This window comes from Granulicella paludicola (assembly GCF_025685545.1).
GTDB classification, from domain to species: domain Bacteria; phylum Acidobacteriota; class Terriglobia; order Terriglobales; family Acidobacteriaceae; genus Granulicella; species Granulicella paludicola.
In genome coordinates this window covers 238,830-255,940 of the sequence record NZ_JAGSYC010000025.1, presented here as the reverse complement: position 1 = coordinate 255,940, position 17,111 = coordinate 238,830, and the positions used below count along the sequence as shown (strand labels likewise).

Annotated in this window: 4 protein-coding genes; 1 reads left to right on the top strand and 3 read right to left on the bottom strand. The window is 62.1% G+C overall.

Annotated elements, in window-relative coordinates:
- Positions 1–328: 328 nt before the first annotated feature.
- Together OHL14_RS12955 and OHL14_RS12950 are read right to left on the bottom strand one after the other, a co-directional pair.
- Entirely contained in the window at positions 329–928 is a 600-nt protein-coding gene (locus OHL14_RS12955; protein WP_263379779.1) for a hypothetical protein, read from the bottom strand.
- 15 nt (positions 929–943) lie between these two features.
- Positions 944–12,004: an Ig-like domain repeat protein gene (locus tag OHL14_RS12950; RefSeq protein WP_263379778.1), complete on the bottom strand. Its 11,061-nt coding sequence runs from the start codon at positions 12,002–12,004 to the stop codon at positions 944–946.
- An 820-nt stretch (positions 12,005–12,824) separates the two neighbouring features.
- On the opposite strand from OHL14_RS12950, the gene OHL14_RS12945 reads away from it, so the two are divergent.
- Positions 12,825–16,817, top strand: coding sequence for a TonB-dependent receptor (locus tag OHL14_RS12945; RefSeq protein ID WP_263379777.1), 3,993 nt, complete (start codon positions 12,825–12,827; stop codon positions 16,815–16,817).
- Positions 16,818–16,821: 4 nt separating this feature from the next.
- Here the strand turns inward: OHL14_RS12945 and OHL14_RS12940 are convergent, their stop codons facing one another.
- Entirely contained in the window at positions 16,822–17,094 is a 273-nt protein-coding gene (locus tag OHL14_RS12940; RefSeq protein WP_263379776.1) for a hypothetical protein, read from the bottom strand.
- Positions 17,095–17,111: the final 17 nt, after the last annotated feature.

Below are 17,111 nucleotides of genomic sequence, written 5' to 3'. Positions count from 1 at the left end.
GCCTTCTCCTCGCTACATTGCGACGTAGGTCCTGGCCGCAAACCTCCGTGTATCGAGCGAGTACTGTAAGCAGTATCTCCCGATCGGAGCGCGGCATCCTGCTCACGCATCGCAAGCTCTAATGGTATCGCGTTCCCCCGCGGAACCACTGTCTAGCGCCGAAGGCGCGAGAACATACCAACCTAGTCCGACGGCCTGGGTCCAAGGCTCCACACCACCAGGTGGCTGAAGGCCCGACACAAAACACCAACTCATTTCAACGATTCCGGTGCTTAAACACAAAGCCCCGGAAGGCCCAAAGGCACCTCCGGGGCTTCCGTACAAAAACCTACCGCCGTGACCCGTTGACGTGGAAGACCACGCCTGCTGTCATCCGCAGCTGGTTCTGGAAGTTGTTCTGACCGTTGGGAATCGTGGTGAAGAGATACTCTACCTCCGCTGGACGAATCGAGAACCGGTTCGACAGCCGCAAGTCGAGGCCACCGCCGACAGCCAGTGCCAGGCGTGCCGAGCTCTGATCGATCTTGTAATTACTGGTGGTCTTGCCCAGACCCACCATGCCCTGCCCGAAGGTCGACAAACGGCCACGCTCAAACGTGTAGCGACCGCCTTCCAGCACCGTCAGCAACGCCAGGTTTCGGTCGATATTGCCGATGTTGGTCTGCGAAGTGTAGCCGACGTTGGTCACGAAGGAGATGTTGTGACTGTTGGTCACTGCCAGCTCTCCACTACCGCCGTTCATGTAAAAGCAACCGCAGACCGCGGGGCCCTCGTTCGCACGGATGACCGTAAAGCCGCCAGCTACATCCACGCGCAGCATCTGTGAGCTGGCAACACTCGCCTGGGCGTGTGCCGTACTGGAACCGTACCCGACGACCCCTACACCCAGACCCAGAACGATAAGCAGGGTCTTTCCAAAGCGCTTCATGTGTGATCCTTTCACCTATCGTACCGTCAAAGTGACTGTTGTGGAATGGACAAGCGTACCACTTGTGCCGGTAACGGTGATCGTGTACGTGTTGGGTGCCGGTCCGAAGTAACCACCTCCGCAACCTGTCATCGCTCCAAGACCGCCTAGGAGAGCCATCGCCGCGAGGCAATAGGTGATTCCCTTCGGCAGAGCACGGATCTTGCGGCGAACCGAACCGATCCCAAGCAGCGGGAGCAGAAGCAGGCCGTAGTAGACGCCATTGAGACCGCCGCTCTTCCCATGCTGCAGCATCGCCTGCGTCGGTGACGTCACAATCGTCATCGTCGTCGTCGTCGGCCCCGCATTGGGAATGTACGTCGGGTTCGCGAAGGTGACCGTGGCACCCGGAGGCAGACCCGTCGCCGTCAACGTAACCGGCGAGGTGAACGGAACGTTCACACCCGAAAGCGAGATCGTGTACGTAGCCGAATCACCTGGGTTGACCGTCTGTGTCGGCGGTGTTGCCGCGATGCTGAAGTCTGGGTTCAGAACATTCAGCGTCGTCGGTCCGCCGGTGGACGGACCGTACGGCGATCCGGCCGGCGGCGTGTACACCGCAGTGATGACATCCGTAGTGCATGGCAGCGTCGAGCTCGTGAGTGTCACCACTCCCGATGCCGGAACCGGTATCGGGCTACCGAACGCCACACCGTTCACATAGAACTGCACCGTGCCGCCGAGAGCCACACCGTTCACCGCAGTGATGGTGTCCGTCAGCGTCACCGAGGAGCCACAGACCGGCGGAGTCGTCGGCACCGTGACCACACTGGTCGGCGTCACCGGCGTCACGTTGACCGTGACCGTCGGAGCTTCAGGAGCGTAGTTATTGTCACCCGGATACTGCGCGACCACTGTGTCCGTTCCGTAAGGCAGCGCGCTCGTGGTAATCGTCGCCACTCCCGCTGCATTGACGGTCGCCGTTCCAAGCAGCGTCGTTCCGTTGTAGAACGACACCGTACCTGTCGGAGCCACACCGTTGACCGGAGGTACCGTGAAGGTCAGCGTCACCGCGCCTCCGAAGATGCTCGGGTTCGGGGTAGCGGTCAAGGTATCCGCAGCCGCTGACTTGGTGATGACGACGTTCAGCGGACCGGAGGTGGCCGGAGCGTAGGTCGTGTCACCGGTATACGTTGCGGACACCGGATCGGTACCGATCGGCAGCGTCGTCGTAGTCAGCGTCGCCACACCATTCACGACCGTCGCCGTTCCCAGCGTCGTGCCGTTATAGGTGAAGGTCACCGAACCCGTCGGCGTCACACCGTTGACACCTGGGATCGACTCCGTCAGCGTCACCGTTGTACCGAACTGTGCGGGATTCGGCGTCGCCGAAAGCACAGGCAGCGAGCTGAACTGTGTGATCGTCTCGTTCACCGGCCCCGTCGACACCGGCGCGTAGTTGCCGTCGCCGTTGTAGACCGCGGTGATCGGATCGGTACCGATAGGCAGCGTCGTCGAGGTCAAAGTCGCCTTGCCCGTGCTGTCTACAGTACCCGTGCCGATCAGGACACCATTGTTATAGAAGGACACCGTGCCGGTCGGAGCCACGCCGCCGACGGTCGGAATCGTATCGACCATCGTGACGACAGAGCCGAACTGTGCCGGATCAGGATTGACCGTCAGCACATCAGCGCCGTTGGCCTTATTGATGATCTCGTTCACCGGACCCGACGACACCTTGCTGTAATTCGTGTCGCCTGGATAGGTTGCCGTGATGGCATCCGTGCCAACAGGCAGCGTCGACGAAGTAATCGTCGCTACACCGTTGACCAGCGTGCCCGTACCGATCTGTGTGCCGTTCGAGAAGAACGTCACCGTACCGGTGGCAGGTGTGCCGTTGGTCACCGGAATCGTCTCAGTGATCGTAACCGTCGTGCCGAAGTTGGCCGGGTTAGGACCAGCCGCCAGCGTCGCTACCGTCGAGACGGCCGTGACCACCTGGTTGACGGGACCCGCCGTAACCTGCGCATAGTTCGAATCTCCCAGGTAGACGCCGGTCAGCGAATCCGTGCCAACAGGCAAGGTCGCTGTGGTGATCGTCGCCACACCGTTCGTGATCGTTCCAGGTCCGATGAGCGTACCGAAGCTGTAGAAGTTCACCGTGCCCGTCGGAGCCACACCACCCACCGTCGGAATGGTGTCCGTGATGGTAACGGTGGTGCCAAAGACCGATGGGTTCGGGCTGGAGGTCAGCGTGTCCGCGCCGTTGGCCTTATTGATGACCAGGGCCACAGGACCCGAAGTAATGTCCGCAAAGCCGTTGCTTGCCGGGACGGTCGCCGTGATGGAGTCCGTGCCAACAGGCAGCGTCGAGCTGGTGATCGAAGCCACGCACGAACCGTTCGTCAGCGTCAGCGCCCCGGTACCGATCACCGTTCCATTGTTCAGGAAGGTGGCAGGACCCGCCGGGCAGACGCCGTTGATCGGAGTGATTGCTTCGGTGAGCGTAACCGGCGTTCCGAAGGTAGCTGGGTTCGGTCCAGCCGCCAATGTGGCAGCCGTGCCGGCAGTATTGACGACCTGCTGCACAGGTCCGCTCGTGACGATCGCATAGTTCGCATCGCCAGCATACGTCGCCGTGATCGGATCCGTACCTGCAGGCAACGTCGAGGTGGTAATCGTCGCCACACCGGCCACAATCGTTCCCGTGCCGATGGACGTGCCGTTGTTGTAGAACGTCACCGTTCCCGTCGGAGCCACACCACCCACCGTCGGCAGGGTCTCGGTCACAACGACCGGGTTGCCGAAGGTGCTGGGGTTGGGGTTCGTCGTCAGCGTGTCACCGACGCCAGCAGCCTTGCCCACAACCACGCTGATCGGACCCGAAGCGATAGCCGCAAAGCCGCCGCTGGCCGGAACCGTTGCCGTGATGTTGTCTGTGCCAACCGGCAGCGTCGAGGTGGTCAGAGTCGCCACGCAGGAGGTGCCAACCAGGCTGATCGCGCCCGTGCCGATCGACGTTCCGTTGTCCAGGAAGGTCGCCGGTCCGGTCGGGCAGGTGCCATTGATCGGAGCGATCGTCTCAGTCAGCGTCACCGGCGTGCCGAATGTGGTGGGGTTCGGGTTAGCCGTCAGCGTCGCAGCGCCATTCGAAGCGTTCACCACTTGGTTCACAGGACCAGTCGTACCGGTCGCGTAGTTCGCATCGCCCGCATACGTCGCGGTGATGGGATCGGTGCCGACAGGCAGCGTCGCCGTCGTCAGCGTCGCCACACCGTTCGTCACCGTTCCCGTGCCGATTGAAGTGCCATTGTTGAAGAAGGTCACCGTGCCCGTGGCAGGCGTACCCGCCTCGGTCGGAACAGCCAGGCTGATCGTGACCGTCTGACCAAACGTGCTCGGGTTCGGGCTCGTCGTCAGCGTGTTGTTGCTGGCAGGAGCCTTATTGATCGTTACCGCCACAGGACCGGAGGTGATAGCCGCGAAGCCGTTGCTCGCAGGTACCGTCGCCGTGATGTTGTCCGTCCCGACAGGCAGCGTCGAGGTGGTCAGCGTCGCCACACAGGAGGTGCCTTGTAGCGTAATTGCTCCCGTGCCGAGCGACGTTCCGTTGTTCAGGAAGGTCGCCGGTCCCGTTGGGCAGGTGCCGTTGATCGGAGTAATCGTCTCCGTCAGCGTCACTGGAGTACCGAAGGTCGTCGGGTTCGGCGTCGCCGTCAGATTCGACGTTCCATTGGAAGCGTTCACAACCTGGTTCACAGGACCCGTCGTACCGGTCGCGTAGTTCGCATCGCCCGCATACGTCGCCGTGATTGGGTCAGTGCCAACAGGCAGGGTCGCCGTCGTCACTGTCGCCACACCGTTTGTCACCGTTCCTGTGCCGATCGACGCGCCGTTGTTATAGAAGGTCACCGTGCCCGTGGCAGGCGTACCAGCCTCGGTCGGAACAGCCAGGCTGATCGTGACCGTCTGACCAAACGTGCTCGGGTTCGGGCTCGTCGTCAGCGTGTTGTTGCTGGCAGGAGCCTTATTGATCGTTACCGCCACAGGACCGGAGGTGATAGCCGCGAAGCCGTTGCTCGCAGGTACCGTCGCCGTGATGTTGTCCGTGCCGACAGGTAGCGTCGAGGTGGTGAGCGTCGCCACGCAGGAGCCACCGACCAGGCTGATCGCACCCGCTCCAATCGACGTTCCGTTGCTCAGGAAGGTCGCAGGGCCGGATGGGCAGGCGCCGCCGATCGGAGCAATCGTCTCCGTCAGCGTCACCGGAGTACCGAAGGTTGTCGGGTTCGGGTTCGCGGTCAGCGTCGCCGCACCGGTCGCTGCGTTGATGACCTCCACTGTGCTGAGAGCGCCACTGGCGTAGTTCGTGTCGCCAGTGAGAGTTCCCGTTACCGTGTCAGAACCGACAGGCAGCCCAGAGGTGGTAGTCGTATACGTCGTTACGCCATTTGCTGTGACACCCGTGATATTCGCCGTGCCCAGAACCGTCGAGCCGTTGGTGAAGGTCACCGTAGTGGCTGCCGAAGGAGGTGTGCTGTTCGCCGTCGGAACGGAGAAGACCAGCGTCACCGCGGAGCCGAAGGTCTGTGGGTTCGGACTCGCTGCGATACTGTCGCTCGAGACCGGTACCGGATTCACCGTCACATTGGCCGTCGGGGCCGAAGCTCCATAACCGGAGCCGGCAGTCGGGGTGAACGTCGCTGTCAGCGCCGTGGGGCTACCCACAGGAATGTTCGACGGAGAGATAGAGAGGGTGTAGAAACCGTTCACAGCCGTCGGGGTGGCTGGCCACGTGGCAGAGCCAAGTGCTGTCGTCGTGCCCGATCCCGCCGTGAAGACCACCGTACCCGCCGGAGCAGGAACGCCCGAGGTAACCGGAATGCTGAACGTCAGCGTGTCCGGCGTGCCGTACGTGGTGGGGTTATTTGCGACGGAAAGTGTACCGCCCGTGCCGCCGACAGGAGTGACATCGACCGTGGTGGTCGCCGTCGTCGAAGCGTAGCCCGAACCTGAGCCAGCAGTATAGGTCGCCGTCACCGGGGTGCTCGTCGCCGGTGCCACCGTCAGAGGAATGTTCGTCGGGGATGGGTTATCCGCCAGCAGATAGCAGGTACCCGTGCCGTTGGGGCAGGTTCCCGTCGTGGGCGTCGCGGGCCACGTCGCCGAACCAAGGTTCGTTGACCCACTGGTGAAGGAGACCGAACCCGTCGGGGCTGGAGCGCCGCTCACCACCGGAATGCTGAACGTCAGCGGATCGGCACTGCCGACCGTTGTCGTGCTGTTCGCCGCTGTCACCGCATCGCTCGTGCCTGCAACCTGGTTGATCACCACGGTCGTCGTCGCGGTCGCCGAAGAATAGCCCGAACCCGTACCGGAGGAATACGTCGCCAGCACCGGTGTGCTCGTGCTCGGAGCCACCGTCAACGGCAACGCCGTCGTCGTAATCGAAATCGTGTAGCAGGTGCCCGTTCCGCAAGCTACCGGCGTCGGAAGAGCCCAGGTCGCGTTGCCAAGGCTCGTGCTGCCGCTGGTAAACGCCACCGAACCCGTCGGCACGCTCGCTCCGGTTACCACCGGAATGCTGAACGTGATCGTCTCCGTCGATCCCACCGTGTTCGTCGCCGGGGTCGCCGTCACCGTGTCCGTCGTGGAATTCGAAGAGATAGCCACCGGCGTCGAGAGCGCGCCGCCAGCATAGTTCGTGTCGCCGGTGAACGTTCCCGTCACCGTATCAGTGCCCACAGGCAGTGTCGAGCTCGTCGTCGTATACGTCGTTGTGCCGTTCGCCGTCACACCCTTGACAGCGGATGTAATCGTGACCGGCGTTGTCGAACCGCTCGGAACATACGTGAACGTCACCGAGGACGTCGTCGCCGGAGCCGTACCGTTCACCGTCGGCACCGAGAACACGATCGTCACCGTGTTGCCCGAGGTCGTCGCGCTCGGCGTAGCCGAGATGCCATCATTCGACAGAGGGACAGGGTTCACTGTCACCGTCGTCGTCGCCGTTCCTGTGCCGTAACCCGAGCCAGAGGACGGAGTAAACGCCGCCGAAACCGTCGTCGGACTGCCAACTGGCAGGTTCGTCGTCGCAAACGGCAGGCTATACACGCCGCCGGTTGCCGTCGGATTCGCAGGCCATGTAGCCGTGCCCAGGGTGGTGGTACCTACGCTGTACGTCACCGTACCGGTCGGCGCCGGAGCTCCTGAGACCACGGGGATGCTGAACGTCAGCGTGTCGGAAGCGCCATAGGTAATCGTCGTCGGCGCAGCCGTCAGCGTGTCGCCCGTGCCAGAGGCCGGAGTCACAACCACCGAGGTCGTCGCCGTCGTCGAAGCGTAGCCCGAACCCGAGCCCGCCGTGTACGTCGCCGTCACCGGCGAGCTCGTCGCCGGAGCTACCGTCAGAGGAATGTTCGTCGGCGTGGGCGAGTCGGCCAGAATGTAGCAGGTGCCAGCAGCGCAGCTACCCGTCACCGGGCTCGCTGGCCAGGTCGCCGAACCTAGGTTCGTCGATCCGCTGGTGAACGCCACGGTTCCCGAAGGTACAGGAGCGCCAGAAACTACAGGCACATAGAAGGTCAAAGCATCCGGGCTGCCCACGGAGATCGTCCCGCTGGCAGCAACCACCGTATCGCCGCCGCCTGCAACCTGGTTGATCACCACGGTCGTCGTCGCGGTCGCCGAAGAATAGCCCGAACCCGTACCGGAGGAATACGTCGCCAGCACCGGTGTGCTCGTGCTCGGAGCCACCGTCAACGGCAACGCCGTCGTCGTAATCGAAATCGTGTAGCAGGTGCCCGTTCCGCAAGCCACAGGCGTGGGGTTATTCCAGGTCGCGTTGCCGAGGCTCGTGCTGCCGCTGGTAAACGCCACCGAACCCGTCGGCACACTCGCTCCGGTTACCACCGGAATGCTGAACGTGATCGTCTCCGTCGAACCCACCGTGTTCGTTGCCGGGGTCGCCGTCACCGTGTCCGTGGTCGAGTTCGAAGAGATGGCCACCGGCGTCGAAAGCGCGCCGCCAGCATAGTTCGTGTCACCGGTAAAGGTGCCCGTCACCGTATCAGTGCCCACAGGCAGTGTCGAACTCGTCGTCGTATACGTCGTTGTGCCGTTCGACGTCACACCCTTGACTGCGGATGCAATCGTAACCGGCGTCGTCGAACCGCTCGGAACATACGTGAACGTCACCGAAGACGTCGTCGCCGGAGCCGTACCGTTCACCGTCGGCACCGAGAACACGATCGTCACCGTGTTACCCGAGGTCGTCGCGCTCGGCGTAGCCGAGATGCCATCATTCGACAGAGGGACAGAGTTCACTGTCACCGTCGCCTGCGGAGCCGCCGAGCCGTAGCCCGAAGCTGCCGTCGCCGTGTACGTGCCTACCACCGTCGTCGGAGATCCGACCGGGAGCGCAGACGTCGTCAGCGACAGCGTGTAATACCCACCCGAAGCCGTCGGGCTCGCCGGCCACGTTGCCGTACCCAGCGAGGTCGAACCGACCGTGAACACCACAGAACCCGCGGGAGCCGGAGCGCCCGAGGTCACAGGGATGCTGAAGGTAAGTGTGTCCGAAGCTCCAAACGTTGTCGGGTTCGTCGCCACCGTCAGCGTGTCGCCCGAGCCGCCGGCCGGGTTCACCACCACCGTCGTCGTCGGTGCGCCCGAGGCGTAACCCGAAGCCGCTGTCGCTGTGTAGGTCGCCGTAATCGGCGTGCTCGTCGCCGGGGCAGTCGTCAGCGGAATGTTCGTCGGCGAAGGCGCGTCAGCCAGCAGGTAGCAGGTGCCGCTGCCGCTCGGGCAGGTGCCCGTCGTCGGCGTCGCCGGCCATGTCGCCGAACCGAGATTCGTCGAACCGCTGGCAAAGGTCACCGTGCCTGCAGGAGCGGGGACTCCCGTCACCACCGGGATGCTGTAGGTAAGAGGATCGGCCGTGCCGACCGTAGTCGTCTTGTTCGCCGCCGTTACCGCGTCCGCGGCGCTGGAGACCTGGTTCACCACAACCGTCGTGTTCGCCGTACCCGACGAATAACCCGAAGTCCCGCCCGCCGTATACGTGCCAGTTACCGGGGTGCTCGTCGCCGGGGAGACCGTCAGCGGCAGCGCCGTCGTGGAGATCGAAACGGTGTAGCAGTTACCCGTACCAACCGGGCAGGTTACCGCCGTCGGAGTTGCGGGGAAGGTCGCCGAACCAAGCGTGGTCGATCCGCTCACGAAGGACACAGAGCCAGTCGGCACCTGCGAACCAATCACAACAGGAATGCTGTATGTGATCGTGTCAGCCGAACCAACCGTAGTTGGGTTCGTAGCTACCGTCACAGCCTGCCCGACCGGACCAATGGCGTTCACCGTCTCCGGTGTGCTCAGAGAACCCGTTGCGTAGTTCGCGTCACCCGTAAAGTTCGCGATGATCGTGTCCGTGCCGATCGGCAGCAGCGCCGTCGTCGTGGTGTAGGTTGTCACGCCGTTCGCCGTGGTTCCCTTCACCGCCGCAGTGATCGTGATCGGCGTCGTCGAGCCGGGAGGCGTATACGTAAACGTCACCGAGGTCGCTGCCGAGGGAGCTGTATTCCCAGTCGCGGTCGGGACCGTAAACGAAATCGTCACCGTCTGTCCGGTTGTGGCCGGGCTCGGTGAAACCGTCAGCGTATCGGCAGAAACCGGCGCCAGATTCACCACCTGCGCCACCGTGCCCGACTTCGTGCCGGCGACATACGTGCCGTCACCGTTATAGGTAGCAAGGATCGTGTCCGTGCCCACGGGCAGGTTCGACGTATTCAGGGTTGCGACCGACGAGCCCGAGGTCGTGCTGATCGTCGCTGTCCCGATCGTCACCGCGGTCGTCGAACCCGTAGGCGTATAGGTGAAGGTCACCGTGCCGGTCGGCAACGTACCAGCTCCCGTCACCGTGGAGGTGAGCGCCACGCTCTGGTTGTAAGTCGAGGGATTCGGGTTTGTCGCCAGGCCCACCGTAGCGGTTGCCTGCGTCGCCGCTCCTACCAGGCTCACCAGTTGGGTCGCTGCCGTGGGGTACACCGTATTGCCGGTGGCGCCTGCATTGAACGAGTCGTCCGTCTCGATCAGCGTACCGGTGTAGTTGCCCGCAGTCGTCTTGGGCGTGAACGTCACCACAAAGTTGCACGTCGCGCCAGCACCCAGCGTGTTACCGGAGGTCGAGGTGGAGTAGATCGGACCGCAGGTCGTCGTATTCGCCTGGGCAAACGCCGCAGTCGTGCTGCCATCCGGGTCGGCTGAGGTCACCGCCGCGTTGCTGCCGCTGGCCGGGGTCGTGTACGTCAGCGTGCTGCTGCCAATATCCACCAGCGACGCGGTGAGAGGACCAGCGGTATTGCCTACCGGCACCGTCGGGAAGGTCAGCGTAATCGGATTTTGGGTGATCTTGCGGATCGCGAAGTTCGTCTGGTCCGCAATATATAGATTGCCGAAGCTGTCCAGACGCACGTCGTCCGGAGTCAGGTTTGCGGTTGCGCTGTTCGCAGGCGTACCGTCGCCGCAGCTGCCGTTGCCACTCGCCGTGCAGGTAGCCCCACCACCCGCCATGGTCGTTACAACGCCGGAAGCCGAGGACACGAACCGAACGACATTATTGCCGCGATCGGAGATATAGAGATCGCCGGCAGGATCAACCCAGATGCCATGCGGCTGATTGAAGGTCGCTGCCGTCGCTGCGCCGCCGTCGCCCGTATATCCCTGGGCTCCCGTACCGGCCACCGTCGTGATCGTTCCCTTCGCAACACTGCCCACCGTCGAGCCCGAAACATAGCGAATGCGGTTCGCCGTCTTGTCCACGATCCAGTAATTGCCGGTGACCTGGTCGACATAGAACGAAGCCGCTACGCCGATGTTGGCCGCCGTGGCAGGACCACCATCGCCGCACGTCTGTCCTGTACCCGCCGCGCACGGAGTCGCTGTTACGCCTGCGATCGTGGAGATGAAGCCTGTGTCGTGCGCGATGAAACGCACCGTCGCTCCCGGCGTCGTCGTGCCGCCGGTCGGAACCGAAGCGTTCGAGTCCAGAATGTAGAGGTTGTCCTGCGAATCGACGACCACAGCCTCAGGCGTATTCAGCGTGGCTGCGGTAGCAGCCTTGCCGTCGCCGGTCTCGCTCTGTGTGCCGGTTCCCGCGATGGTCGTGATATTGCCGCTGACCGCGTCCACACGGCGTACACGGTTATTGCCAAGATCGGCGATGTACATATTGCCCGCTGAATCGAAGGCTACGTCCGGCAGGTTCTTGCTGAAAGTTGCTGCTGTAGCGGCAGCACCGTCACCGCAGGCGCCGGTCGTCGTCGCGCACGAGCCGCGGCCCGAAGCGCCAGCCACCGTGGAGATCACACCGGCAGCCGTAATCTTGCGCACCGCAAGCGCCGAAAACTCAGCCTCATACAGGTTGCCAAGGGCATCGAAGGAGAAGCCGTGCGAGTTCACCTGGGCCGCCGTCGCCTGCCCGCCGTCGCCGGTGTAGGTCGTGCCCGTACCCGCGGTCGATCCGGCCAGCGCCGAAGCTGTGCCGTCGCCTGCGATCGAACTCAGAATGCCAGGCATCAGCACCGCCTGCGGGCCCACACCCACGCCATTCAGGCCAAACTGGAACGTGCCGCGGTTCGTGACCACCGTCAGCGGCGATGTCTGATAGCCGACATAGGCCGGCGTAAACGTCACTGAGATATTGCAGACCGCGTTCGCTGCTGCTGCCGTTCCTACGGTGCAGCCCGTCAAGGCTCCGGTCTTAAACTGCTGCGTACGCGCGGCCGCGCCGCTGGCGAGAGTCGCCGGCGCCGGAATCGAGAAGCTGGTGATTGTCACCGTGCCTCCGCTCACCAGCAGCGGCACATTCTGAGTGACGCTCTGACCCACCTGCGTCGCCGCAAAGTTCGAATACCCCGAACTGTACAAATCGGTGACACCATTCACCGACAGAGTCTGCGCCTTCGCTGCAGACCCCGACAGGGCCATAGCCGTCAGTGCGATCGTCGTCGACAAGAGCTTCCTTGCATGTCCCTTCAGGGCTGCGGATACGGGGCGAATGGAAGGGCTGGCAACGGGCGCAAAAAAGTGCTTGTAACGCATGGTGTGTTCTCTCCGAGTGGAACCGGCAGGTGAAATCGTTCAGCTAACGCAATAGGTTTTGTTCTCATAAGCGTCGGTTAGCCAACACGCCATGGCTACCGTTGGGTCTACACCCAGGGTTACCAAAGTGGCTGGTCCCGACTGAAACGTGCAAGTCAGAAAGCTGACAAAACAAACAAATTCAAAAGATTCAGTATTCGAAAGATGCAATATCCAGAGGCACAAGTCAAGAGAAAACAATGCCTTAACCCACACGTTTCAAAGCTCTGTCACACATTAGGACACTCCCCCGCCCTGCCCCTTACCCGCGCCCGCTCTGTCGTCTATAGCCCGAACCCCCGTCTCTCAATGGGTTTAGCCCAAATTGAACCCGATAGCCAAAATAATCTCGCGACCCGCCGCGGCCGTTCCAAAACCGATCCTTTTCAGTGGATCAAACTCCTCATCCATCCCGCTCAAACGACCTACCCGCACAGCCAATACCGTCCCCCACGCACAAACTCTTTCAGACCGCCGTCGATTGCGTTATGCTTTCCCAAACGACCACGACGTCTCTAGCCTCATAGCCAGTCCCGCAGCCACCCCTGCCGTTCGGCAAGTTCCGTCTGCAGCGCTGCGCCTCGCAAACACACCTGCGATCTCTTCAAAGCTCTGTATACGAACCTATTGCCTTACCTATCCGGAGCTCTCGGCAGCCGTCTCTCACACCGTATTCAACCCGTTCCACCCTTACACGACATACTTTCTACCCGGCCGCAGCAGGAGCATCCGTACTCCCGCCACCCAGCCAAAACGCAGTCATCTTCAGGAGGACACACGAGTGGTGCATAACAAGTTCAAATCCCCCGCCTTCAATCTCTCCGCCTTCAAATCGGCGTCCCGGCTCTTTGCCTCTCTCTGCCTTGCATCCCTGCTGGCTGCCAGCTCTGCCCTGGCCCAGCAAACCCTCGGTGGCATCACCGGCACCGTCGTCGACCCCCAGGGCTCCGCCATCCCCGGCGCGAACGTCACCGTCATCTCCGACGACACCAAGCTCTCCCGCTCCGCCACCAGCAACGGCCAGGGCACCTACTCCCTCAACGACCTCCCCATCGGCAAGTACACCGTCACCGTCACCATGCAGGGCTTCTCCGCCGTCAAGTTCCCCGGCATCCTCGTCCAGGCCGACCGCACCGACACCCTGCCCGTCCAGCTCGCCATCGGCGCCGCCACCGACTCCGTCACCGTCGACTTCAATCCCCTGCTCAATGCCGTCGACACCACCAACGGCTACGTCCTCGACAAGGAACAAATCCAGTCCATCCCTCTGCCCACCGGCAGCTTCACCGGCGTCGCCATCCTCTCCCCCGGCGTCAACGCCGAGCTCCCCTCAGGCACCGGTGCCAACGACGGTCTCGGCAACCAGCCCATCTGGGCCAATGGTCAGCGCGACACCTCCAACAGCTTCTCCCTCAACGGCGTCGACAGCTCCAACCTCTTCAACGGCAAGTCCACCTCCGCCGTCGCCTCGGGCCGCGTCATCAACAGCACCGGCTCCTCCGGCGGCAGCGCTGGCGGCATCATCGTCTCCGCCGCCTCGGTCTATCTCTCCATCGGTAACGCCCTGCCCACCCCAGCGCCCGAGACGCTCGCTGAAGTGAAAGTAAACGCCTCCATGTACGATGCCTCACAGGGATCAACCTCCGGCGCGCACATCGACCTCAGCACCGCCTCCGGCACCAACCAGTACCACGGCACCCTCTACGCCCACCGCGGCACCAACTGGATCAATTCAGCTCCCTTCTTCTTCAAGCAGGACGGCTCCATTCCGGCCAATGATAAGAATCCGCAGCTCCACCGCTACCTCCTCGGCGGTACCTTCGGCGGTCCCATCATCAAAGACAAGCTCTTCGCCTTCATCGCCTACCAGCACCTGCATGTTTCGGATCAGGCCATCGGCGACTCGCTACTCGACGTTCCCGTCGGTCTCACCAACGACCGCTCCGCCGCCGGTCTAGCCGCGCTTACCAACAACAACTTCGGCACCACGCTCGCCGGAACAGACATCAACTCCACAGCACAAGCTCTCTTCAACATTCCGGCGCTGCCCGGTGAGCCCGGCAAATACCTCATACCGAACGATGGTCTCAACGGCGTCGCCCCCACAGCTGCTCATCTCGATAACACGTTCCTCCCCGGCACCGGACGCTTCAAGAACGACTCCATCGTCGCCGATCTCGACTACAACATCACCAGCAAGGACACCCTCGCGCTGAAGTACTTCTATCAGCACGATCCCACGCTCGCTCCTTACGCCTATTCCAGCGTCCCCGGCTTCACCGAACACCTCGACTCCGGTGCCCAGGTCTTCTCCATCACCAATACCTACCTCGTCAAGTCCAACCTCAGCACCACCGAAACTATCGGCTTCGTACGCGAGAAGAACTACGCCGATAATGAGCAGCCATTCACTCCGGAGAACGTTCCCGGCTGCTCCAGCCCCTGCATCAACACCTTCGGCTCTACCTACTTCCCCGGTGTCTCCATCTATAACGTTCTGGGTAACAACCAGCCCTCCGGCACTTCGTCCGCAGTCCTGAATATCGGCCCCAACGCTGAAGGTCAGGCCTCCAACACTGGCGTCTTCCAGAACCGTATCTCGCCTTCCGGCAACGCCATCTGGACCCTCGGCAAGCACACCGTCAGCTTCGGCGCCATCTACAGCCTCACGCAGCTGAACACCATCGATAAGCGCGCTGGTACAGGCACCGTAGCCACCGACGACTTCAGCCAGTTTGCTCAAGGCTTTGTCACCCCCGGTAGTTCCTCCACCGGCTTCTACGTCACGTCGTTTCTGCAGGGCAACGCCAGCCGCTACTACCGCGCCAATCAACTCGGGACCTACGTGCAGGACAAGTTCCAGGTCACGCCCAGCATCTCCCTCACCGCTGGCATTCGTTACGACTGGGATGGAGGCCTGACCGAAAAATACGGTCGCCTCTTCAACTTCGACCCTTCCCTCTACAGCTACAACGCAACCGCCGATCAGATCGTCAACCCCGGCTTCATCATCGCTGGCAACAATGCCAATGGCAGCACCGGCGTCAGCAACACCACGTTAACAGGTCGCCAGTGGGGCATCGGCCCTCGCATTGGTGCCGCCTGGCAGCCAGAGATGTTCAAGAACAAGGTCGTCGTTCGTTCCGGCTTTGGCATGTACTACGATCGCGGCGAACTCTTCAGCTACTTCTCGCCCGGCTACGCACTAGGTACCGTGACCGGCGGTCCCTTTGGCGTGAACCAGCAACTTCCCTTCGTCAACGCCTCCAGCTGCCCCGTTGCCTCGCAGTCGCTCTACGAGTACTACATCCCTACCTGCGGCGGAAACGGCGGCTTCGGTCCTCCAACAGGACCCCCGACCGATGCAACCGGTGACCTCGGCAACCCCTACGGCCAGACGTTGCAATATGCTGCGCCCAACAATCCGAAGGCATCGGATCTGAAGAACTTCCTGCCCAACGCCGCCAGCATCGTCAACTACAACGCTGGCGCCACCATCAACAACGGCGTGCCGATCTCGCTCGGCGTCTACGACCGCGCCAACAAGCTGCCGTACACCATGAACTACACGCTCGATATCCAGTGGCAGCCACGCAACGACATCGCCATCGACCTCGGTTACGTCGGCAACCTGGGTCGTCATCAAGTGATCCCGGTTCCTTTCAACCAGCCGATGATCACCAACCCCACCACAGGGAATCCCGTTCTCGCCGGTGGCAACTACCAGCAAAAGTATAGCTATGGCTACAACGTCGGTGGGCAGAACCTACCGGACGGCACCAGCTACCTCGCCACAGCCGAAGGCGGTAACGTCGATCTCCGAGTTCCCTACATCGGCTACGCCGCCGAGTCCATCGACTACAAGGCTGCAGGCGTCGACGCTTACAACGCTCTCCAGGCTCATATCGAAAAGCGGATGAGCCATGGCATTCAGATCGCCGCCTCCTACACCTACTCTCACGCCACAGACGAGCAGTCCGGGCTCGGCCTTTTCTACAACGGCAACAACGCCCTCAACCTTCGCAGCGGCTACGGCTCCTCCGACTTCGACCGTACCCACGTCCTCAACTTCAACTACATCTTCCGCGCTCCCGATCTCATCCACGAGAAGAATGCCGTCAGTTACTTCGTCAACGGCTGGTCGCTCGTAGGCCTGACCGTTCTCCAGAGCGGTCAGCCTTACTCGATCATCGACTTCTCTGGTGCCGTCGGCAGCATCTACTACGGCGTCTCCGATGGCATCACCAACCCCATCGTTCCTCTCGCCAACGGTTGCACCGCCAAGACGGCTCTCACCCACCTCTCTGGAGCCTTCGGAGACACCGCTCTCAAGGCTTCCTGCTTTGGCATTCCGCTGCTCAATGCTGGCCCTTCCGGCAGCTTCAACGGCGCAATCCCCGGTACCGATCCCTATGAGACCGGCTTCACCAGCGGCCAGCGCAATATCTTCCGCCAGGCTTTCCAGAAGCGCGCCGATGCCTCTCTCGTCAAAGCGACGAAGTTCACCGACCGCTACTCTCTCAAGTACACCTTCGACGTTTACAACCTCACCAACACCGCCAGCTTCGACGTTCCCGGAAACGAGGTCTCCCAGAACGCGGGATACAACGGCTTCCCGCAGACAGGCACCCCCATCCTGCCGGGCACCTGTGACGCGAACGGAAACGGCTCAATCGCAGGCAGCTTCTACAGCTGCCCGAGCGGTCTAGGCAAGGTCACCCACACCATTGGCAGCCCCCGCCAGGTGCAGATGTCCCTGCAGTTCCTCTTCTAACGCCTCACCCAACCAAAGCCCCGGCACTCTCAGGTGCTGGGGCTTTTCCTTTGCCAGCCACAATTCCTGTCAAGCCCCTCCACTCCTCCAAAAACGAAATCCCCAACATCCACGCGCCTTTTCGCACCAAAGAAAAATGGATGTTCCCTTGCTTCAACCTTCTATAATAGAAATAGGAACAAGAAAAAAGGCCGCCATCACTGGCGGCTCTCGCATTCTTCAGACAACCTCTCATTTTGGTAAGCGCCACCAAACGGCAGGTCTTGGCTTCAGCCATGACAACAAGTCCGGCTC